General features: G+C 34.8%; 21 protein-coding genes. 1 reads left to right on the top strand and 20 read right to left on the bottom strand.

What is annotated here, in order from left to right; genetic code table 11:
- Window positions 1-10: 10 nt before the first annotated feature.
- The 3 genes from SD1D_RS05755 to SD1D_RS05745 all read right to left on the bottom strand — a co-directional run bounded on the left by SD1D_RS05755 (window position 11) and on the right by SD1D_RS05745 (window position 2,816).
- Window positions 11-571 carry a cell division protein SepF gene (locus SD1D_RS05755; protein WP_058258050.1) on the bottom strand — a complete coding sequence of 187 codons (561 nt, stop codon included), beginning with the start codon at window positions 569-571 and terminating at the stop codon, window positions 11-13.
- A 38-nt stretch (window positions 572-609) separates the two neighbouring features.
- Window positions 610-1,344: a YggS family pyridoxal phosphate-dependent enzyme gene (locus SD1D_RS05750; protein WP_058258049.1), complete on the bottom strand. Its 735-nt coding sequence runs from the start codon at window positions 1,342-1,344 to the stop codon at window positions 610-612.
- A gap of 80 nt (window positions 1,345-1,424) precedes the next feature.
- Window positions 1,425-2,816 (bottom strand): HlyD family efflux transporter periplasmic adaptor subunit, encoded by a 1,392-nt coding sequence (locus SD1D_RS05745; RefSeq protein ID WP_058258048.1) that lies wholly within the window; start codon window positions 2,814-2,816, stop codon window positions 1,425-1,427.
- Window positions 2,817-3,011: 195 nt separating this feature from the next.
- On the opposite strand from SD1D_RS05745, the gene SD1D_RS05740 reads away from it, so the two are divergent.
- A complete protein-coding gene (locus SD1D_RS05740) occupies window positions 3,012-3,212 on the top strand; it encodes a DUF378 domain-containing protein (RefSeq protein WP_058258047.1) in 201 nt (66 codons plus the stop codon).
- 157 nt (window positions 3,213-3,369) lie between these two features.
- Here the strand turns inward: SD1D_RS05740 and SD1D_RS05735 are convergent, their stop codons facing one another.
- The 17 genes from SD1D_RS05735 to mutS all read right to left on the bottom strand — a co-directional run bounded on the left by SD1D_RS05735 (window position 3,370) and on the right by mutS (window position 21,891).
- A complete protein-coding gene (locus tag SD1D_RS05735; protein ID WP_058258046.1) occupies window positions 3,370-3,789 on the bottom strand; it encodes a hypothetical protein in 420 nt (139 codons plus the stop codon).
- Between the two features lie 184 nt (window positions 3,790-3,973).
- Window positions 3,974-4,939, bottom strand: a complete 966-nt coding sequence (locus tag SD1D_RS05730; protein ID WP_242955257.1) for a D-alanyl-D-alanine carboxypeptidase family protein — start codon at window positions 4,937-4,939, stop codon at window positions 3,974-3,976.
- A gap of 38 nt (window positions 4,940-4,977) precedes the next feature.
- Window positions 4,978-5,376 carry a methylglyoxal synthase gene (locus SD1D_RS05725; protein WP_058258045.1) on the bottom strand — a complete coding sequence of 133 codons (399 nt, stop codon included), beginning with the start codon at window positions 5,374-5,376 and terminating at the stop codon, window positions 4,978-4,980.
- A gap of 19 nt (window positions 5,377-5,395) precedes the next feature.
- Entirely contained in the window at window positions 5,396-6,514 is a 1,119-nt protein-coding gene (locus SD1D_RS05720) for an FtsW/RodA/SpoVE family cell cycle protein (RefSeq protein WP_058258044.1), read from the bottom strand.
- Window positions 6,515-6,526: 12 nt separating this feature from the next.
- Window positions 6,527-6,802 (bottom strand): cell division topological specificity factor MinE, encoded by a 276-nt coding sequence (gene minE / locus SD1D_RS05715; protein ID WP_058258043.1) that lies wholly within the window; start codon window positions 6,800-6,802, stop codon window positions 6,527-6,529.
- A 14-nt stretch (window positions 6,803-6,816) separates the two neighbouring features.
- Complete coding sequence (minD, locus tag SD1D_RS05710; RefSeq protein ID WP_058258042.1) at window positions 6,817-7,608, bottom strand: septum site-determining protein MinD; 792 nt, start codon at window positions 7,606-7,608, stop codon at window positions 6,817-6,819.
- 59 nt (window positions 7,609-7,667) lie between these two features.
- Window positions 7,668-8,342, bottom strand: a complete 675-nt coding sequence (gene minC, locus SD1D_RS05705) for a septum site-determining protein MinC (protein ID WP_058258041.1) — start codon at window positions 8,340-8,342, stop codon at window positions 7,668-7,670.
- 31 nt (window positions 8,343-8,373) lie between these two features.
- Window positions 8,374-11,241 (bottom strand): penicillin-binding transpeptidase domain-containing protein, encoded by a 2,868-nt coding sequence (locus tag SD1D_RS05700; protein WP_058258040.1) that lies wholly within the window; start codon window positions 11,239-11,241, stop codon window positions 8,374-8,376.
- A gap of 2 nt (window positions 11,242-11,243) precedes the next feature.
- Entirely contained in the window at window positions 11,244-11,750 is a 507-nt protein-coding gene (gene mreD, locus SD1D_RS05695; RefSeq protein WP_058258039.1) for a rod shape-determining protein MreD, read from the bottom strand.
- A gap of 18 nt (window positions 11,751-11,768) precedes the next feature.
- Window positions 11,769-12,650, bottom strand: coding sequence for a rod shape-determining protein MreC (mreC, locus tag SD1D_RS05690; protein WP_058258038.1), 882 nt, complete (start codon window positions 12,648-12,650; stop codon window positions 11,769-11,771).
- Window positions 12,651-12,703: 53 nt separating this feature from the next.
- Entirely contained in the window at window positions 12,704-13,726 is a 1,023-nt protein-coding gene (mreB, locus tag SD1D_RS05685) for a rod shape-determining protein (RefSeq protein ID WP_058258037.1), read from the bottom strand.
- Between the two features lie 50 nt (window positions 13,727-13,776).
- Window positions 13,777-14,478, bottom strand: a complete 702-nt coding sequence (radC, locus tag SD1D_RS05680; protein ID WP_058258036.1) for a RadC family protein — start codon at window positions 14,476-14,478, stop codon at window positions 13,777-13,779.
- A 51-nt stretch (window positions 14,479-14,529) separates the two neighbouring features.
- Window positions 14,530-14,805, bottom strand: coding sequence for a DUF4321 domain-containing protein (locus tag SD1D_RS05675; protein WP_058258035.1), 276 nt, complete (start codon window positions 14,803-14,805; stop codon window positions 14,530-14,532).
- A 190-nt stretch (window positions 14,806-14,995) separates the two neighbouring features.
- Window positions 14,996-16,255 carry a methionine gamma-lyase family protein gene (locus SD1D_RS05670; RefSeq protein ID WP_058259211.1) on the bottom strand — a complete coding sequence of 420 codons (1,260 nt, stop codon included), beginning with the start codon at window positions 16,253-16,255 and terminating at the stop codon, window positions 14,996-14,998.
- 77 nt (window positions 16,256-16,332) lie between these two features.
- Window positions 16,333-17,277, bottom strand: a complete 945-nt coding sequence (gene miaA, locus SD1D_RS05665) for a tRNA (adenosine(37)-N6)-dimethylallyltransferase MiaA (RefSeq protein ID WP_058258034.1) — start codon at window positions 17,275-17,277, stop codon at window positions 16,333-16,335.
- A 12-nt stretch (window positions 17,278-17,289) separates the two neighbouring features.
- Window positions 17,290-19,230, bottom strand: coding sequence for a DNA mismatch repair endonuclease MutL (gene mutL / locus SD1D_RS05660; protein ID WP_058258033.1), 1,941 nt, complete (start codon window positions 19,228-19,230; stop codon window positions 17,290-17,292).
- Window positions 19,231-19,245: 15 nt separating this feature from the next.
- Entirely contained in the window at window positions 19,246-21,891 is a 2,646-nt protein-coding gene (mutS, locus tag SD1D_RS05655) for a DNA mismatch repair protein MutS (RefSeq protein WP_058258032.1), read from the bottom strand.
- Window positions 21,892-21,922: the final 31 nt, after the last annotated feature.

Genomic DNA, 21,922 nt, shown 5'->3' with positions numbered 1-21,922 from the left:
TAATCCCTGTCTAGAATTTTGTGTTAAAAGTAGGAGGATCAAAGCCGTCGTCTTTAATCATGTCCAGATAGTCTCCTGATATATCAACAGTATCGGGAGATACAATAAATATACAGCTGGAAATACGATGAAGTCTGCCGTTTATGGCATATACACACCCGGATACGAAATCCATGGTTCTTTGTGCCATCTTGTCATCAAAGCCTTCTAGATTTATTACAGTGGCCCGTCCTGATAAAAGCATGTCACAAATAAGCTGAGAATCCTCAAAGGAAGTAGGCTTCATGATACATACCTCCAACCCCTTTGAAGTGGTTCTTATAGGTACAACCTTGGAGTTTCTTTCCATAGCCCTCCCCCTTTCTTTTTTTGGTTCATTATTATGTACATTAGTCTGCTGTTGATTTTGAATGCTAATAAAATCATTGTCCTCAGCTTTAGCTTCATTACGTTTTGCCCTTTTTGATTTTTTAGGTTCATCAAAATAGTCATCATCTAAGAAATCGTCAAAATCATTCTCTTCATCATTTAACTTCATGGAATTTAGAAAATTCTTAAAAATATTAGGCATCCTATGACTCTCCCATCTATTTATCTTAATATATCGATTTATTGTTCGGAATAATTTCTTTCTCCAAAAATACCTGTCCCTATACGAACCATGGTGGCTCCTTCTTCAATTGCCACCTGATAATCTCCTGTCATACCCATAGAGAGTATATCAAACTTGTCGGGATTAAAGTATATGTCTTTATGTCCATTATCAACGTTTTTAGTTTTTATGTCAATAAATAATTGTCGCAATTTACTAAAATACTTCCTATTTTTTTCAGGATCAGTTACATATGGTGCTATGGTCATTAGTCCTCTTACCCGAATATGAGGAAGTTTTATCAGTTCCATGAAAAGGGGAATCAAATCTTCTTCATATACTCCATACTTGCTTTCTTCCTTAGCAATATTAATCTCAATTAATATATCGCAGACTATACCCTTTTTTGCAGCCTCCTTATCTATCATAAGACCCAGCCGCAAAGAATCAACGGAATGGATTAATACAGCCTTATCAATAACTTGTTTAACTTTATTACGCTGTAAATGGCCAATTTGGTGCCATTTAATATTGTCTCCGTATTTTTCTATTAATTGATCATGTTTTTTTGCTAATTCCTGTACCTTGTTTTCGCCAAAATCTCTGATACCTAAATCGTAAGCTTCCTCAATCATGGAAATAGGCTTTGTCTTGCTTACTGCAATCAAGGTTACCTCTGAAGGGTTTCTACCTGCCCTTTCACAGGCAGCCACAATATGCTGTCTAATTTCAGTAATTCTTTTCTCCATCATGATCTTTCTCTCCCTTCGAGTTATTTTTTACTATATAAAGACTTAATCCGTAGACTTATTTCAGTAATATTATCAGTAAATTAATAAATAATTTTTTGTTCAACAACTGTTGTAGAATCTAAGGCTATGTGATCGTAAGGAGATAATCCATAGGAAGTATCTTTTTTTACTATACAATAGGATTCATTTTGATATATAATTTCCACCCTTTTAAATACAGCATAACCCATATTTACATTGTATACTCCGGTAAGTTTATCTGTTACCGAAAGCTGATATCTGTTGCCTTCTGTAGAACGAATCCATGTATTTAGGGCAAATTGATTTGCATCCACATAACCATAAGTATCATCCTGATAATATATATCTACAGGTACAAATATTGGATTAAGTTCTCCTGTATCTTTATCATATTCTTCCTTAATCAACCCCGGTTTATCACTGTCACCACCACTAGTAAAATATGATAGGGGTACTATATAAAAATCTTTTGTGGTTATGGCAGATAAGGGTACTTTTAATCCCTTAGCAGCTTCTAGGTGAAGATCTATTTCTAAGAAGCGATCTTCTAAATAATTAACAATATGCTTGTCCATAATTAGTTCTGCGTAATATGAATTATCCGAAGAACTCTGAAATATTTTTAATGGTGCACTTGTTGTAAAATTATCCTTTAAAATAGTAAATTCAATCTTATCCTTTTCCTGTATCTTTTCTAACTGGTAATCGGTCAAAGGAAGTATAATAGACCATACTTCTGAAGTTACCAGTTTATATATAGGAGTATTTATAGAAACCATATCAGAGGTACGAAGGGAAACCCTCTCGTAATTTTCATCATTAAACATCTCCCTAGTAAGGGACTTTTTAGTGACGGTTTCATAATTATCCATATAATATGAAACCATTCCACTGGCCTGACTTTTAAAAACCTCATAGGTAAATGCAAAACCGGTATCTTCTTCAATTTGACGTCCTTTTTCAATCATATTTTGATTTAATACATCAAGAACTATACTTTCTACATCATCCTTAAAGTCATAGACATAAGAAAAGTTATTATCAGAGTATGTTTTATGAAATTTGCTTATTTTATACTGAAATTGCTTGCTGCTATCTTTGTTTAAAGTAAAAGTATCTTCACTTCCGGTAATAATATCCATTATTTGTGTACTGTCATCAACTGAGTACACAGAAGTGCCCTTAGCCACTCTAGATCCTTCTTTATGTAAATAATAAACGTATCCGGCTTTTTCTGATAATACAATATTTTCTTCCCTTAAGATTAATCCGGTTATCCGGCTATCTTCTACATTAAAACCCTCTTGTACTTCATATATAGAAATATGTTCCTTTGTAAAAAAGATATATATATTAATAGCAATATAGATGAAAAGAATTAAGAAGATAACAATACCTATATTTATAGTTCTTCTTTTTCTAAATTTGACTACCCTTTTATCTTTACTCAAGCTAGCTTTCGCCTCCATTTACCTATTCGAATATATTATACTGAATAAAACAAGCAGATACAAGCTATATATTTCGATAAATCTATGCATAAAGGCGGAAAATATGGAAAAAATAAAAACAGAGATTTATCTCGAAGGTTAAAATAAATAGATAGAATTAGTTATAAGTTATGACTATCTTAAAGGAGGTTTATAATGAAAACATTAGATTATATTGCGCTGGTTCTGGTTGCAATCGGTGCAATTAACTGGGGATTAATCGGTTTTTTTGAATTTGATTTAGTTAAAGCTATATTTGGTGATATGACTTGGGTTTCAAGGATTATATATGCCTTGGTTGGAATCGCAGGCCTTTACTCTTTAAGCTTTTTTGGCAGAATAAGAAATGAGGATTAAAAACAGCTAAAGATAAACAAATAACACTGCTTGATTAGAGTCTAGAAAGTTATCCGGTCTCTAATCAAGCAGTGTTTTATATTATTAGATATCTATTTAAACCAAGATAAATGAATTAAAGTTTTTAAATATCGCAAAAAAACCTTTATATTAATATCTATAAAGATACAATTACATTCTTTTTCATATTATCTGGGAGTTGATCTTCGTTTAAAGATATACTAATACATAGATTGACTTTGAAATGATTTGCTATTTGTTCAAGCTTTTTATAAACTTGCTCGATATTATCTTCACTTACAAAAGCGATTGTTAAGAAACTGTCAAGATAAATAGATTCTATATCATGGTCACAAGAAATGATACCGCAGAGGAAACCTAAAAACTCATCATGATTATCAATGGGATAATCTGTAACATTAATTAATCTGATTTTGTTGGATAGTTCATGGATACGCTTGTTATTCTTGTCTAGATAAACAATGTTACCTTTGGCTACATTAACTTCCTTATTCACCTTCTCGATAAGGACTTTTGTCTTGCCTTTACCCTTAGAGCCTGCAATAATCTGTATCAATGTAATCTCCTCCTTATGATGAGCACGCAAAGAATTTTGTGCCGCCTATATTTACCAAAGACCATTTGTGATAAGTGTATAAAAAAACTAGATTTATAATTTAATTATAGTATAGTTATTACGAAAAAACAACACATAATTCCCTCAATTTCTCTTGAAATTTCAACAAAAAATCTGCTTATATCTATTCTATAATCAAGGAGAATAACTTAGACATCTCTGTATATAAATTATTGCTATTAGTGGCTTTTAGGATAAGGGATACATATTGATTATCATTACCATCCTTAAGCAATAAAATCAAACAATTACCTGCTTTTGAAGTAAGTCCTGTTTTTCCTCCAACAATTGTAATGTCTTCTGTAACTTCTTTTTCCCCTGTAAGATATAGATTAGTAGTTTTATATGTTCTTTCTTTATAATTACCAAACTTATCTTTATACTTAGAGGTAAAGGATTCTTTATTTATTATATCAATAAAAGTATCATATTGAAGCAGTTCGTTATAAATCAGATATAAATCATAGGCAGTTGTATAATGATTATCATCATGCAGTCCATGGGAATTTACAAAGTTGGTATGAACTGCACCGAGTTTTTGAGCTTCTTGGTTCATTAATTTAACAAAGGCCTCTTCACTGCCACTTAAATGCTCTGCAATGGCAATGCTGGCATCATTACCGGAATAAACTAAAAGACAATATAGGAGGTCTTCTAGGGAAACAAGATCCCCTTCTCTAAATCCGCAGACTTTAGCTCCTTCAACAGGAATATTACTGGCATTATGACTGATAGTAACCATATCAGTTAATTCGCCCCGCTTAAATACAATTAAAGCAGTCATCAGCTTAGTGAGGCTTGCCGGATATAATCTTTCATAAGGGTTTTTGGCATACAAGGCCTTCTTATTAGTGATATCAAAAAGAAAAGCTGCCTTTGAAGTAACCAGATTATCATCATACCCAGAATCCTCATTATCTAATATCACTAATTCTTTTGCAAAAAATTCATTTTCGGATAAATTAAATCCCAAATCATTTTTTGACGATGTGATATAGTCTTGGTATGCAAAAAACTGATCCGACGATTTTTGGCAGCCTCCCAATAAGATGGCATTTATTAATAGAATGGCAAGATATCTTCTTTTCAATTTAATCCATCCTTTGTAGATTTACATAAAATAATTGATTATGATTTAAACAGTTCTCTCCAATCTAAGTCTCCCCTTTCTAAGGCTTTTATTAAAAGCTCAGCGGTGGCAAGGTTAGTTGCAAGGGGAATATTATATTTATCACAAAGTTGAAAAATATTATTAACATCCGGTTCATGAGATTTTGGGTTTAAAGGATCCCTAAGAAAAATAACCATATCAATCTGATTATGTTCAATCTGACTTCCTAATTGCTGGGTTCCCCCTAGGTGACCTGCAAGATATTTATGAACCGTAAGATTGGTTACTTCTTCTATTAAACGACCGGTGGTACCGGTTGCATACAATGTATGTTTAACCAATATACCACGGTAGGCTATACATAAATTTTGCATTAATTTCTTTTTTGCGTCATGGGCAATCATGCCAATATTCATAGTGTAACTACCTCCTATCTTATCTTCTTTGCTTTTGGGGTTGCAGACGAATATTTAAAATAATACCGATTGCCATCATACTGCTGATTAATGAGCTTAAACCTGCACTTAAGAAAGGCAAAGGTATACCTGTATTGGGCAGGATGGCTGTTACAACTCCTATATTAACAAATACTTGAAAGGCAAACATTGAAGCTATACCGATAGCTATAAGCATCCCCATCTTATCCGGAGCTTTTTTGGCTGTGGATAGGCATGTATATATTATAAATGCATACAATAACAGTATAAAGCAACACCCTAAAAAACCTAATTCTTCTCCGGCTACAGAGAAGATAAAGTCACTTTCGGATACGGGAACATGCCTGTAGCCCCGTAAACCCGACTCATCTCCCGAAAATAATTTACCTATCAATTGACCGGAACCGATGGCTTGTATTGAGTTGTCTTGTTGATACATGGTTCCGGGATATTCTTCAGGGTTTAAGATGGAAAGAACCCTCTGTTGCTGATTTTCTGTTAATAGTGCTTGATAATCCTGCTGTATATACCAGAACAAGCCTAAAAACAGCGGGATTCCAATCACAAGAATTGGAAGAATAATCTTCCAACTTAAACCTGCAGCAAATATAAGCATTACAAATATCATCATTAGAACAATACTGGTTGACAGATCCGTCTGAGTTAAGATCAGATAGGTAGGTATTGCCATCAGTATTATTACAATTGACAAAAACATTAAGTCATTAATTCTGTGTTCATACATAGTGAACAATCTTGCAAAAAATATAATAATTATAATTTTAGTAAGTTCCGATGGCTGAAATACAAAGACGGTATCTTTAATTCCCAGCCATCGCTTTGCATTATAGATAGTTATACCCATAAACTTGACCAATAATAATAAAACTAAATTAATCAAGTATAAGACGATATAAAAATTGGATATAAAGTGGTAATCAAATAAAGAAACGATACCTGCAATAAAAAGCCCTAAAATTATTCCCAATATTTGCTTTTTAAAACTACCCGGCTCTACTTGTTTGACCAAGAATACGCTAATGGAATTTAGTATTGTTACCACCACTAGCAAGGATATATTATATCTCTTAAAATCATATCTCTTAAAAACATCCATTTTAAAACATCCTTACTTCTTAGAAGCCTTCATATCCTTTATGGGAATATTAGCAAACAGAGCAGGAACAGTTCCATTGTTTGATTCTGATTCTGTTTGCGCAATCTTAATATCAAGTCCCTCTAAGTCAATTTCAATATATTTTGATATCACAGCAATGATATCATTTTTTATTTGTTCCATAATTTCAGGTGAGCAGCCTGCACGATCTGATACCAGAACCAATTTTAATCTGTCTTTAGCTATGCTGCTGGTTCCCTTTCTTCTAAAAAAATCTGCCAAACCCATGACTATACCTCCCCCTAATATTTTTTATGCTTACCAAATAGTTTACTAAAGAAGGAATTCTTTTCACTGAGATTTAAGAAAGGAATTTCTTCTCCTAAGAGTCTCCTTGCAATATTCATATATGCCCGTCCAGCCAAAGAATCTGAGCCGGCCAGCGGTTCTCCTTGATTAGTAGAAATCACTATGTTCTCATCGTCAGGAACTATCCCTATTAAGTCGATGGCAAGGATCTCCATAACATCTTCGCTAGACATCATATCACCGCGTTTTACCATATCCATACGTAATCTGTTAACAATCAAATAGGTTTCATTTATTTCATTGGCCTCTAGTAAACCAATGATACGGTCAGCATCTCTTACGGCTGAAACCTCGGGGGTGGTAACTACTAATGCTCTGTCAGCTCCGGCAATAGCATTATGAAAGCCCTGTTCGATGCCGGCCGGACAGTCCATTAATATGTAATCAAATTCTTCTTTAAGCTCCTGGGCTAATTTTTTCATCTGTTCAGGTTTAACGGCATGTTTATCTCTGGTCTGGGCAGATGGTAACAAATACAAGTTAGGATAACGCTTGTCCTTAATTAAGGCATTGCGAATACGGCAATTTCCTTCAATTACATCTACAAGATTGTATACTATCCGATTCTCTAGACCCATTACAACGTCAAGATTTCTTAGACCTATATCTGTGTCAATTAATACTACTTTCTTGTCTAACATTGCAAGGCCTGTGCCTACATTGGCGGTAGTTGTTGTTTTTCCGACTCCGCCTTTTCCCGATGTAACAACTATTACTTCTCCCATACTATTATCCTCCAGTCTACTTAAAAGATATAACCTCTTTTATTACTTATTTTTTTATTTTATAAACGTATATCGTTAAGGATATTCCTGGTTAATGGCTCTATATATATATTGCCATCTTCTAAAAAAGCTATCTTGGCTTCTTTATCTGTATTTTTATCAGGTTTATCAGGGGATCTAGCTATAGTGTCGGCAATTCGAATCTGTGTAGGTCTCATATCCAGAGCAACTACAAAAGAATTGGTGTTGCCGCAAGCTCCGGCAAAGGCAGTACCTTTAAGGGAACCAAGTACTATAATGTTCCCTTTAGAAACTACCCTGGCTCCATGATTAACATCTCCTATTATTACCACACTGGTCTCAAATTCCAAGGAGGCACCGGAGCGAAGAATTCCTTTATAAAACTGACCGGTGTTATTTTCAAGCTCCATCAGTTTTTGTTCTAAGGTTTTTCTAAAGACTTCTTCTTTATCGGGATCATTATCTATAACACAAACTATCTGCATATCGGTATTGTTCCCAATTATGTCCAAAATATCCCTTTGTTCTTCATTAGTTAAGCTTCTTCCTTCAAAACTGATTGCCATTTTGGCATTTTCAAAAAACTTGCTTGATTCCCTGAATTTCTCAGCCACCTGTTCTTTTATTTCATCAAAGCTTATATCTGGATTCAGCACTACAACGATACCGTATTTATTACCTTTAATAATCACTGAATTATTAACAGATTTCATCCCTATCTCCTTATGCAATTTCTTCTAATGATTAATCTGAAAAAGCTGCTATATTATTTTCAGGTAGGATTGCTTCTTTAGCAACTAGATTTTCCTCATTTTCTAAATTAAAGTATAAATCATATATATCTTTGGCTGTTTCTGCAGCATTTCCTGATGTATGACCATTGGGAATAACCACTGTAACTGAAACCTCAGGGTCTTCATAGGGGGCAAAGGAAACAAATAATGCATGATTTGGTTTGCTAAGGCTAATCTGAGCAGTTCCTGTCTTTCCGGCAACAGTAACATCATAATTACCGTAAAGTCTATATACAGAACCTCTTGATTCATTAGCTACTTTATATAACCCCTTTAAGACACTATCCCAAGTGGAATTTTTTATATTTGTTAAGTCCTTATCTACAACAGGCTCATTTTTTAGGACTATGCTTCCGTCTTTGTTTAAGATACGGTTAAGCAAAGTCAGTTTATAATTAGTACCACGATTGGCCAGAGTGGATATATATTTTGATAATTGTACCGGTGTATAAATATTGGTTCCTTGACCAATGGTGGAACGAATAGGATCTTTATCTGATACATTAGGCATAGCCTCTCCAACTTCAACACCGGATGTGGAATCTAGACCAAAAAGGGAGGCGTATTTTTTAATTCTACTTAAGCCTAACTGGTCGTTATATTCACCCTTACCATCGATACTAAGCCTGTAGCCTGTTTCATAAAAGAAGTAGTTGCAGGACATTTTTATAGCATCTCTAACATCAATGGCACCGTGTGTGCGGGGATAAATATGACATTTAACAGGAAGAGTTACCTTTTGGAATATACCTAAATCCAATATTTTCTCATCCGGAGATATAACTCCTTCCTCAAGTCCGGCAAAGGCAGTAACCATCTTAAAGGTAGATCCGGGAGCAATAAGTTGTGTGGTGGGCCTATTCATCCAAGGTAATGATTTATCCGAATAAAGCCAATTGTAATAATCGCCATCTACCTTATTGGCAAGCATATTATTATCATAGCTTGGATATGTTACCATAGCCAGTACATCACCGGTATTTACATCGGTAACTACAATTGAACCGCTACAGGGCTCTAAGGCCAGCATAGCCGGTGTAATTTCCAGTGACCTAATTTTACTTTCCATAAAACTGTAGGCAGATATAGCTCCAGACTCTAATTTACGTATATCTTCCTCATTATATTCTAACACACCTTGGGCAAATAATAAAAGACAAATTTCAGTTCCTGTTAATTTATACGAAAACACCAAATAGCGATATATTTTTTTATTAAATGTGCTGTCTTTGTCCAAATACTCCCAGGTGTAATCCAGCAATTTCTGATACAGTTCTTCGGAGCTAAAATAAGTATCGACTCCCAACTTAGAAAGGTCTATATAATTGTTGGCCAAGGCATATTGAAGAAAACGGTTTAAAGGAAGTTTATTGTTTTGATAGGACTTTAAGTTTACATCATCCTTATCAATATTATTAAGTAATATAACCTTCTGTTTAGTCAGTACCTCATAGATATAATCAAGAAAATCTTCCATATCACCGGCTTTTTTATTGGTAATTTCATTGTCATATGACAACAAACTATTAAGCTTTGAGAATAACTGGGCTTTTGCATCTGTAAATTTACCGTGAACCCTATTGCTAATTCTTTTTTCTAAATCAGAAGCATTGGAAGGTAAATCTGATATTCTCTTAATATCAATAATATTGTTGTCTATTAAAGCATAATAAACCTCATATATGGGGGTGTATATTTCACTGGCACTTTCACCTTTAGTTCCATAATTAAGGTCCGGTCTTAGATGATCTAAAAGTATACCTGCAATACGTTTCTCAAGAATATGATATGCGGCTTTTTGAAGTTTTCCATCTATAGTCAGGTATATATCATTGCCGGCAACAGGTTCTATACGATCAACAATTTCTATTACCTTTCCACTCTCATTTACAGTAACATTTTCACTGCCCTTTTCACCTGCTAGGTATTCCTCAAACTCTTTTTCAAGTCCGGTTTTTCCAACAATATCTGTAGAATTATAATACTTTTCACCTTTCTCAGCATTATACTTATCAAGTTCCTCGGAACTTATAAATCCTGTATAACCAAGCATATGGGCAAAATAAATACTGTCATGATATACTCTCTTAGTTTTTTGTTTAATCTGAACTCCCGGAAGGTCTGCCAAATTTTCCATTATCATAGCAACCGTACCATCCGATACATTTGAAGCAACAGTAAGCTGCATAAATTTAGGATAATTTGAAAATAAGGCAAAGCGAACACTCATTATCTTTAAAGTTTCTTCTATGGTATAATCATCGGATATACCGAACATAGGATACTGCTTTGTTCCGTCTTTTAGAAAATAATAAACTTCCTCTGCTGTTGCATTTTCTTGTTCCTCGGTTAGCCTATTATTCTCAAGAGCATAGGCATAGGCCGTCTTTTTAAAACGAGTAAGGGCAGACCCTGATACAGTGAATTTAAACCCTTCATCTTCTGTATAAGTTATATAAAAAGGATTATCTAAGGTATCACCGTTACTTTCAATTATTTGTATCATCTTATGAATAACAGCATTTCTTTGATTATCTGATTTAATCTCATAGGTATCATCCATTACAACTGAGTATGAAAGGGTATTGGAGGCTAGAAGCATGCCATTACGGTCATATATATTACCTCTTGTACTTTTAATTTCTCTACTTTGAGACTTTTTATATTCATATTCTTCTGCATGGGTAGGCCCTTCCAAAATCTGTAGCACAAAAAGCCGGTGGGTTAATGTACCAAAAAGCACCAGATAAATAAGAGCTATGGGAAGTAGCCTTGATTTGAAGGTTCTTTTTATGGCATCTAGTAATATATCTAACACTGTTATTCCTCCTTGTTTTCATCACGGATTAGACGGTGATTAACCATATGTAACAGCTTATATACAATAGTAGCAGCTGCTACCGTATAAATTATTTCCGGAACTATTATTGTACGAAAATAATAGGGAAAATCCAATTTACCCCGTAATAAAAACTCAAAAACATAATATAAGAATTGATAAATAAAATCTCCAATAGCTACAAATACCAAGGGTAAGGTATAATCATCCTCGGAATAAATTGCATTGGCAAACCCTGCCATATATCCTATCAGCATTTGAAATAATGCATAAAGTCCAATAAGATTACCATAAAGAATGTCTAAAAGAAGTCCCGAAAAAAATCCGATTATCATCCCGGTGGTTTTTCCCCGCATATAGGCAGTGGAAACAACAAGGATAATAAGCAGATTAGGCATGACATTGGCCAAGCTGATAAAAGGATATAATGAACTTTGTAAAACTAAGCATATAATGATTTCAATAAAATAAATAATCCCTCTCTTCAAAATGCATACCTACTTTTCTTAATCAATTGAAGGGTCTTCTTCTGGAAGCTCCTTAATAAGAGGTTCTTTAAGTTCAGTGATAATAAGAACCTCACTTAATCTTTCAAAGTCTACAGCCGGAGTCAGGTAAGCTGTCTTTGTCATATTACTAGAATCAAGTTTAATGTCACTGACATAGCCAATTAAGATGCCTTGAAGATATTTTGGACTGGTATGGGCTGTTACTACCTCATAACCGTCTTCAATTTGCGCATCTTTGCTGATAAAATTGACACGGATTTTACCTTTCTCCATTAATTTGAGATCTCCTTGAACAAAACAAGTATCGGATGTTTTTAAAAACATTCCCTGTACCGCACTTTTATCATCAATTATGGCTCTTACTACTGAATGATTATAATAACACTCAGTAATTATACCAACAAGACCACTACCGGCAAGTACGTTCATATCAACGGCCAGTCCGTCCTTAGTACCTTTATCTATAGTAAATACATTGTACCAATTATTGATGTCCTTATCGATAATACGGGCGGCAACTTTTGGATAATCAAAGTACTTTTGATCAAGTTCATATAATTTTCTTAGTTCGTCAAGTTCATACTTGTTTTGTAATAGAAGCTTATTTTCATAGGATAAAACGCTTACCTGATCCTTTAACTTTTTATTCTCCTGTATAAGTTCCCGTATATTTTTTAAGGTTTCCATTCTGTCAGAAATAAATGTTCCGACTGTATTGATACCTTGTTGCATTGGGGTAATGACGGTTCCCACTGCGTTCCTTACGGGATAAAATATACCTTCAAAACGAAATGACAAAATTATAAGAATAATACATAAAATTACTCCTACAATAAGTCCATGTTTTGGCTTAAAATTGTATCTTGCTCTACGTCTCATTGATACTAACTCCTATATACACTGATAAGAACTTTTATTTATCCTACCATATATTAATCTACGAAAGTTTTTGGCCTTAAAAAATCTGCCAGGGTTGATAATTCCGGCTCATCCATTATTCTGCTTAGACCTTTAGCAACTGTACTTGCAGGATTATCACAAATATTTACCAAAAGTCCTGTTTCCTTAGAAATCAATTCATCTAGTCCGAAGATATTAGCTGAACCTCCGGTCACATAAATTCCGCTGTCAATAATATCAGAGGCAATCTCCGGGGGAGTCCTTTCTAAAATAATACGGATGGCATCTATTATGTTATAGAGATACTCCTCAATGGCTTTATAAACGGTTTTGGAATCTATCTCCTCTTTGACCGGTAATCCTGTTACTACAGCCCTACCATAAACCTTTATCTTTGCTTCCACATCAGGTAAGGCACTGGCCAATTGTTTTTTTATACTCTCTGCCGTTTTATCACCGATATATAAATTATGACATTTTTTAACCATACTTTTAATTGCTTCATCCAGCTTATTTCCCCCTATGGGGATTAATTTACTAAGAACGATACCCCCTAAGGATAGTATGGATACCTCAGTAGTATCGGCTCCTATATCTACAATCATAACTCCCCTGGCTGACATTACATCAAGTCCGGCTCCCACAGCATCTGCAATGGGTTTTTCAACTATTTTAATTCGTCCGGCCTTAAGCTGGGAGTTGGCTATTAATTCATAGAAGGAGCGGCGCTCTACTTCTGTAATATCTGAAGGTGTAGCAACTATATAATCAGCCATTCCCGGCCTTTTAGATTTGCTGACTTGCTTCATAAATTGAACTAATAATGCTGACATATTCGCTACATCTGCAATAACTCCATTTCTGACCGGATGGGTTACAACTATATTAGAGGGTGCTTTCTCATACATGTCATATGCTTCATTTCCTATTGCTATAATGTTTTTTCTATCTGCAATGGCTATAATATTGCGCTCATCTAAAACTATTCCCTGTCCTTTTTTGCTAATTTTTATAGTACTGGTTCCAAAATCTATGCCATATGTTTTTAAAGCCATTATTTAAGTACCTCCTATATGCGCTTTGGTAAGTCATTAATGCCTATAAATTATAATAACCCCTGTTCTGCTAAACTGATATATTTATTATCGCCAATAATAATATGATCCATAAGTTTTATTCCAATTAAATTCCCTGCATCTTTCATCCTTTTTGTAATTTTTATATCCTCTGTGCTTGGAGAAGGATCACCGCTTGGATGGTTATGAACCAAGACAATATTTACAGCATCTTCTTTTAATGCTTGAATATACACCTCACGAACAGGCATAATAGAGCTATTTACTGAGCCTTGTGACATAAGCATATCATTGATAAACTTACATTTGGAATCAAGCATAAGAAGACGTACCTGTTCCCTAGAAAGATGACGCATATCCTGCATATAATAATTGGCAATGCTACTGGGAGTTATAAACTCCAAGCTTTCTTTATGTACTTCCCTTGCCATTCTCTTAGTCAGTTCTGTCAAACAAAGAAGCTCAATGGCTTTTACCTTTCCAATCCCTTTTATTTCAGTTAGTTCTTTCATAGTCAGGTAATTTAAACCCTTAAGTCCGGGATGGGTTTTTGAATGATTAAGAACATTTACAGCTAAGTCTATGACCCTTTGTCCTTTGCTGCCGGATCTAAGGATAACAGCAAGAAGTTCTGCATCGGATAAACTTTGTGGTCCATAAGCTTGGCATTTTTCATAGGGGCGTTCCGATACAGGTAATTCTTTGACAGTTAAATAATTTGTTTTTTTCATGATATCCTCCTTCTTTCTCTCTCCAAGAAATCATTTGGATATCTTAAATAATTAAATTTTTTTATAGATTATTACTGAAATTAAGGCACCTAAAGCACTTGCCACAGTTATCTTAATTTTAATACCAAAATATATCACAAGGGCACCTAAGTTAAGACTAACTACATTGCCCTTACCTGTATCACCGATGGCAAATTCCATGCCATAATTTAGCCATGATAACCACTCAACATTTTTTACTAAATGAGCTATAAAACTTCCTATCAATATACCTAAAAGTACTAGGAGAAATAAAGCCCATTTATTTTTTCCTATTGTTTTAGCCATAACAATTGCTCTCCCTTGGATTTAAGCATTTAATTATGAAAAAATTTAATTATGCCAATAAATTTAATACTAATAATTTAAATGATAAAAAATTATCATGTAAATAAATTAATATAATTTTATCATAAGAAGTTTTTTTTGTATACAGGAATAATGACATATAACCATAAATTAACCTGTTTTTGGAATTTTACAGTTGAATAAGGTTTTTATCTAATAATTTTTGTAAGGACATTAAAATTCCATATTTAGCATGGAACCAAGTAAGTCCTCCTTGGAAAAATACCGTATATGGGGGTTGTATTGGGGCATCGGCTGAAAGTTCAATGGAAGAACCTTGAATAAAGGCACCGGCAGCCATTATAACATCGCAGTTATATCCCGGCATAGGCCAAGGCACTGGGGTAACAAAACTATCAACCGGGGCTGCTGCCTGAATACCTTCACAAAATCCAATAACAGCCTCAGGATTTTTTAGGGTAACGGCCTGGATAATATCATAACGGTCCTCTCTTCCGTCAGGAAGTACCTCAAAGCCAAAATGCTCATATAGATTTGCCGCATATACTGCTCCTTTTAAGGCCCCGCTTACTACCTGTGGTGCCATAAAGAGCCCTTGATACAGGCTGGAATTTATACCTAAAGTAGCACCCACTTCTTTACCAAGTCCCGGTGCAGTAAGTCTACAAGCAGCATTTTCTACATACTCTGCTTTTCCGGCAATATATCCCCCTATGGGGGCAAGGCCCCCTCCGGGATTTTTAATCAAGGAACCGACACAAATATCGGCACCTACATCTGTAGGCTCAGTTAATTCAACAAATTCACCGTAACAATTATCTACCATGCATATAAGATCCGGCTTTATCTTCTTCATAAATGATATTAATTCTCCGATTTGCTTAACAGAAAAAGTCGGTCTGTTGGCATAGCCTTTGGATCTTTGAATTGTAGCAAGTTTTGTCTTAGGACCTATGGCTTTTTCGATTTTTTCATAATCAAATGTACCGTCACCCTTTAAATCTACCTGCTTATAAGTAATCCCATACTCTGCTAAAGATCCCTTAGTTTCTTTGATACCGATAACCCCTTCAAGGGTATCATAAGGTTTACCTACCGGAGATAAAAGCTCATCCCCCGGTCTTAAGTTACCTGCCAGTGCAACCGTAAGGGCATGGGTACCGCTTATTAACTGGGGTCTTACCAGGGCATCCTCGGCATGAAAAACATCGGCATATACCTGTTCTAAGGTATCCCTGCCGATATCATTATAACCATATCCGGTTGTTGCAGAAAAGTGAACATCGCTTACCTTATTATCCTGCATAGCCTTTAGTACTTTTAACTGATTATATTCTGCGATTTCATCAATACGAGAAAAACGTTCTTTTAAGCCTGCTTCTATTTTATTACCTAAGTTAATAAGCTTAGGATTAATTCCCATCTCCATATAAAATGTATCTAAATCTTTAGTAAACACAATTATTCCTCCAGTATCATTATTTTAGTTGACATAAAATATTTATCCTATATTATAGCACTTTCTTTAAGTTTTTGCAGCATGAAATCAAGGATTTCATCTTCACTTGAAAATTCATCCTTGTTTACCCAAGTTACATCCTTTTCCCGTTTAAACCAGGTAAGCTGTCTTTTAGCATAGTGTCTTGTATCCCGCTTAAGTCTATAAATAGCCTCATCCAATGAGCAATTATCTTCAAGATAATCTATAAGTTCTTTATAACCTAAACCTTGCATAGACACCATTTCTTTATTATATCCCATATCTAACAATTGTCTAACTTCATTAACAAGCCCTTTTTCAATCATAATATCTACCCTTTGATTAATAGCTTCATAAAGTTTTGTTCTATCCTTAGTTAAGACAAAATATCTATATTGATAGGGTGATTCTTTCATTCTTTGTGCTTCATTATGGGCAGATATTGGTTCTCCTGTTTGTTTGATATACTCTAAGGCTCGAATTATTCTTTTAACATTATTGGGATGTATTGCTTTGGCACTATTCGGATCAAGATTTGCAAGCATTTCATGTAAATATAAAGATCCCTTACTTTTAGCCAGTTGTGTCAGTTCCTCCCGATAAGAGGTATCTGAAGTATGTTCTTCAAAATCTATATCATATAAAAGGGCTTGAATATAAAAGCCTGTTCCTCCTACCAGTATAGGTATTTTATTTTTCTTATAAATAAGATCTATATACTTTTTTGCATACTTTTGAAATTTAACAACATTAAACTCTTCATCAGGATTAAATTCACTAATAAGGTAATGGGGGATACCTCCCATTTCTTCCTGGGTAATTTTTGCGGTTCCTATATCCATATATTTATAAACCTGCATGGAATCAGCAGAGATAATCTCCCCATTTACAGCCCTAGCAAGATGTATTGATAGGGAGGTTTTGCCCACAGATGTGGGACCGGTTAATATTATAAGTGGCTTTTTGTCCATAGTTCCTCCAAGTTATATAATCCTTTTAAATTTCTTTTCTAATTCATACCGGCTTATAGATATTATGACCGGTCTGCCATGGGGACAATGATAAGGATTTTCTAAGGTTAATAATTCCTTTATTAATGAGGAGGCTTCCTCTGTGGATAAAATGTGATTTGCTTTTACTGCAGATTTGCAGGCCATAGAAGCAATCTTCTCCAATATTGATAAAGGATCTCCTTGGCCAAACCCAAGCTCTTGTGTAAGCTCATCAATAAACTCTAAGAATAAATCCTTATCTGAAAGATTATATAAATCCGCAGGTACAGCCCGTATGGAAAATTCATTACCTCCAAAATGCTCGATTTCATATCCTAATTGTTCCAGAATTTTATTGTGGGTTTTTATAGCTTCCTGTTCTTTTAATGAAAGAGTAAGTACAATAGGTGGCAGAAGCATTTGTGAAGTATGTTTATTATTTTTTGCGGCCTTTAGAATTCTTTCATATAACACCTTTTCATGGGCTGCATGTTGGTCGATAATATATAGTTCTTTTTGATATTCTACCAGCCAATAGGTGGAAAATATCTGTCCTAAAATCCTATGGTCTTTTACTGCTTCCTTCGATAAAAAGTCAGAAAACAAACCTAACTGATCCTTTACTTCTATGTTGTTAGCGGTATTAACCGTAGCTTCATAGCTATGGTTTTCCTTAATTATATCTGAATTATTTATCTGATCCCATATCGGCTGATTATCTTCTTTATTATTGCCAGATATATTACTGCCTATATCAGTTGTATTTGTAGAAATATGGTCACCGGAGTAATTAGCTGATTGTCTATTATCCATAGGTTGATATGCAGCTAAAGTTTCTAGTGCTTTTAAATTACTTATTCTGTTTTTTTCAAATGGCTCAGGAAGCTTTTCTTGAGTCACTTTCTTTTGGTCATTTTTGCTTAAGCTAATTTTAGGTATTAATTCTTTTTTTGATAAGCTGTCTTTAATCAGATTATAGGTTATCTGATAGACTTGTTCACCGTTATTTATTTTAAGTTCCATTTTTTGAGGATGTACATTTACATCCAATAATGAAGGATTAATCTCATAGTATAGTGAAGTAAAGGGATATTTGTGCTGCATCATAAAAGGTTTATATGCCTCTTCGATGGCCTTTGTTATAATATGATTTTTAATATATCTTCCATTGATAAAATAATTCTCGAAATTTCTGTTACCCCTACTGATAGTTGGCTTACCTATATAGCCCTTTATAGTTATATCAGGGGAGTTAAATTCCACCGGCAATAATTCCTTGGAAATATCCCGCCCATAAATATGATAAAGAATATCCTTCACATTGTTATTACCGGAAGACTGCAGCCTTACCTGATTATTTACTATAAATCTAAAGGATATCCCCGGATGAGATAAGATAAGCCGTTCCATCAAATCGTTAACATATCCTGCCTCCGTGGTAGCACTTTTTAGAAACTTTCTTCTGGCAGGGGTATTATAAAACAAATTACGTACGATAATAGTTGTACCACTGGGACATCCGATTTCTTCTAGGGATTTTTCTTCTCCCCCTTCAATAATATAACGATATCCGTTTAAGCTGGCAGCTTGCTTTGTAATTAGTTCAACTTGGCTTACTGCTGCTATACTTGATAAGGCTTCTCCCCTAAAGCCTAAACTGTTTACCAAAAAAAGGTCTTCAGCGGTTTTGATTTTACTGGTAGCATGGCGCATAAAAGCTAAAGGAATATCCTCTTTAGCAATTCCAGAGCCATTATCAGTTATTCTAATAAAACTAATACCGCCTTCTTTAATTTCAACGGTAATAGCACTGGCCCCGGCATCAATTGCATTTTCAATCAACTCTTTTACAACTGCTTTTGGGCGTTCTACAACTTCACCTGCTGCTATATGATTTATGGTATTTTCATCTAGTAGATGAATTATTGACATAGAGGCCATCCTTTCCTAAATCCTATCCTTAATTTTCTTTTGAAGTTGATATAATTTATTTATGGCATCAATAGGGGTAAGATTTGTTATATCCATATCCCGTATCTCTGTTATAATATCATCATTTCCGTACATGGAAAATAAAGAAAACTGCTGCTCTAAGGATATATTGTCATATAAAGTATCACATCTTGGCTGTTCTACTTCTGTAGGTACGGTCCTTGCTTTTAAAGCAAGATCATTGCCAATCAGTTCATTAACAATATCATTGGCTCGTTTTAGGACAGAAGCAGGAACTCCCGCCAGTTTTGCCACCTGGATGCCATAACTTTTATCGGCTCCCCCTTTTACAATCTTTCTCAGGAATATAATATCATCTCCCTGTTCCTTAACAGCTATACAGTAATTATTAACACCGTCAATCTTACCTTCAAGCTCTGTAAGCTCATGGTAGTGGGTGGCAAATAAGGTTTTAGCTCCAAGTATTGATGTATTGCTTATATGTTCCACAACTGCCCAAGCTATGGCTAGTCCATCAAAAGTACTGGTACCTCGTCCGATTTCATCCAGTATAAGTAGGCTGTTTCTTGTGGCATTTCTAAGAATATTAGCCACTTCAGTCATCTCCACCATAAAGGTACTTTGTCCTCCTGCTAAGTCATCGGAAGCACCGACTCTGGTAAATATCCTGTCGACAATTCCAATTTTAGCACTGTCTGCAGGTACAAAACTACCGATTTGTGACATTAGGACAATAAGGGCTGTTTGTCTCATGTAGGTGGATTTTCCCGCCATATTAGGCCCCGTAATAATAGATATTCGATTTGATTTATTGTCCAGTAAGGTGTCATTGGCAACAAACATATCATTGGATATTGTCTTTTCTACAACAGGATGCCTGCCATTTTTTATATCTATTAAACCCTCTGTGTTCATTTCAGGGCATACATAGTTATTCTGTTCTGCAACCAAGGCTAAGGAGGCAAATACATCAAGTTTTGCGATTGCCTTAGCTGTTTTTTGTATCCTCTTAACCTCACTAGCTATCTTATCTCTTATCTGACAGAATAAATCATATTCCAATGAAAAAAGTTTATCTTCGGCTCCAAGAATAATATCTTCTAGTTCTTTTAACTTATCGGTAGTATAACGTTCTGCATTGGCTAAGGTTTGTTTTCTTGTCCAATCTTTAGGTACAAGGTCTTGATAGGATTTGGTTACTTCTAGATAGTAGCCAAATACCCGGTTGTATTTTATTCTCAAATTCTTAATTCCGGTAGCTTCTCTCTCCTTAGCTTCCAGTTCCATAAGCCAGTCTTTACCTTCGGTCTTGGCCTTCTTCAACCGGTCAACTTCCTCATTAAAGCCTTCCTTGATAATACCTCCCTCTTTTATTGTAATGGGGGGTTCATCTTCAATGGAGCTATTAATTAACTCATAGATATCAGAAAGATCATCCAGTTCATTGTATATTTCTTTAAGTAATTTACTATCAAAATTTTTAACTAAAAACTTAATATGGGGCAACATTTCAAGGGAAGTCTTAAAGGCAATTAAATCCCTGGGGTTAGCACTTTTATAACTGATTTTTCCCATAAGCCGTTCTAAGTCATATATGGGATTAAGATACTCCCTGATTTCTTCTCTTGTAATCATATTTTCCTTTAACTGCTTTACCGCAGAAAGTCTTTGATTAATCATATCATAATCAATTAAAGGTTGCTCCACATAACTTCTAAGAAGCCTAGCACCCATAGCGGTTTTTGTTTTATCAAGTACCCAAAGCAAGGAGCCCTTTTTTTGTTTATCTCTGATAGTCTCTGTCAACTCCAGATTACGTACAGTAGAACTGTCCAGCAGCATAAATTTTTCATAAGTATATGGAGTTAATTTTGTAATATGAGACAGGGTAGTTTTTTGTGTTTCTCTTAAAAATTGCATAATACTGCCGGCAGCAATTATACCAATGGTGTAATCTTTTAGGCCAATTCCATCAAGGCTTCCAACGTCAAAATGCTCCATTAAGGCCCGTATACATAAGGCATCGTCAAAATACCAGGGCTCTAAAGGTGAAAGGGACAGATTATTTATCATCTTAACAGCTTCGATGTCAATACCGGATACTAAAAATGTATCGTTACATATAATCTCCGAAGGAGACCATTTGTATATTTCATCCATTAGCTTTCGATTAGAATCAATCTCAGTAACAAAATAATCTCCGGTTGTAGCATCAACAACGGAGATACCGTATAAATTCGTGGTATGTACAACAGACATTAAATAATTGTTCTTTGTCTCATCAAGTACCTGTGTATTAAGATTGGTGCCGGGAGTAACAATCCTTACCACCTCTCTTTTTACCAGGCCCTTGGCTGTTTTTGGATCTTCTACCTGCTCACAGATAGCCACACGGTATCCTCGGGCTATTAGCTTGCTTAAATAATTATCTACTGCATGGTAAGGTACACCGCACATTGGTGCCCTTTCTTCCTTTCCAATGTGCTTACCTGTAAGAGCTATTTCAAGTTCTTTGGAGCAAATAATTGCATCTTCAAAGAACATCTCATAAAAGTCGCCTAAACGATAAAATAAAATACAGTCTTTATATTGCTCCTTTATCTGCATATATTGCTGCATTAACGGAGTTAGATTTGCCATTATGGTACTGTCCTTTCTTACGTATATATTC

The sequence above is a fragment of the Herbinix luporum genome (assembly GCF_900070325.1).
Lineage (GTDB): Bacteria > Bacillota > Clostridia > Lachnospirales > Lachnospiraceae > Mobilitalea > Mobilitalea luporum.
This window is presented reverse-complemented; position numbering and strand designations above follow the sequence as displayed.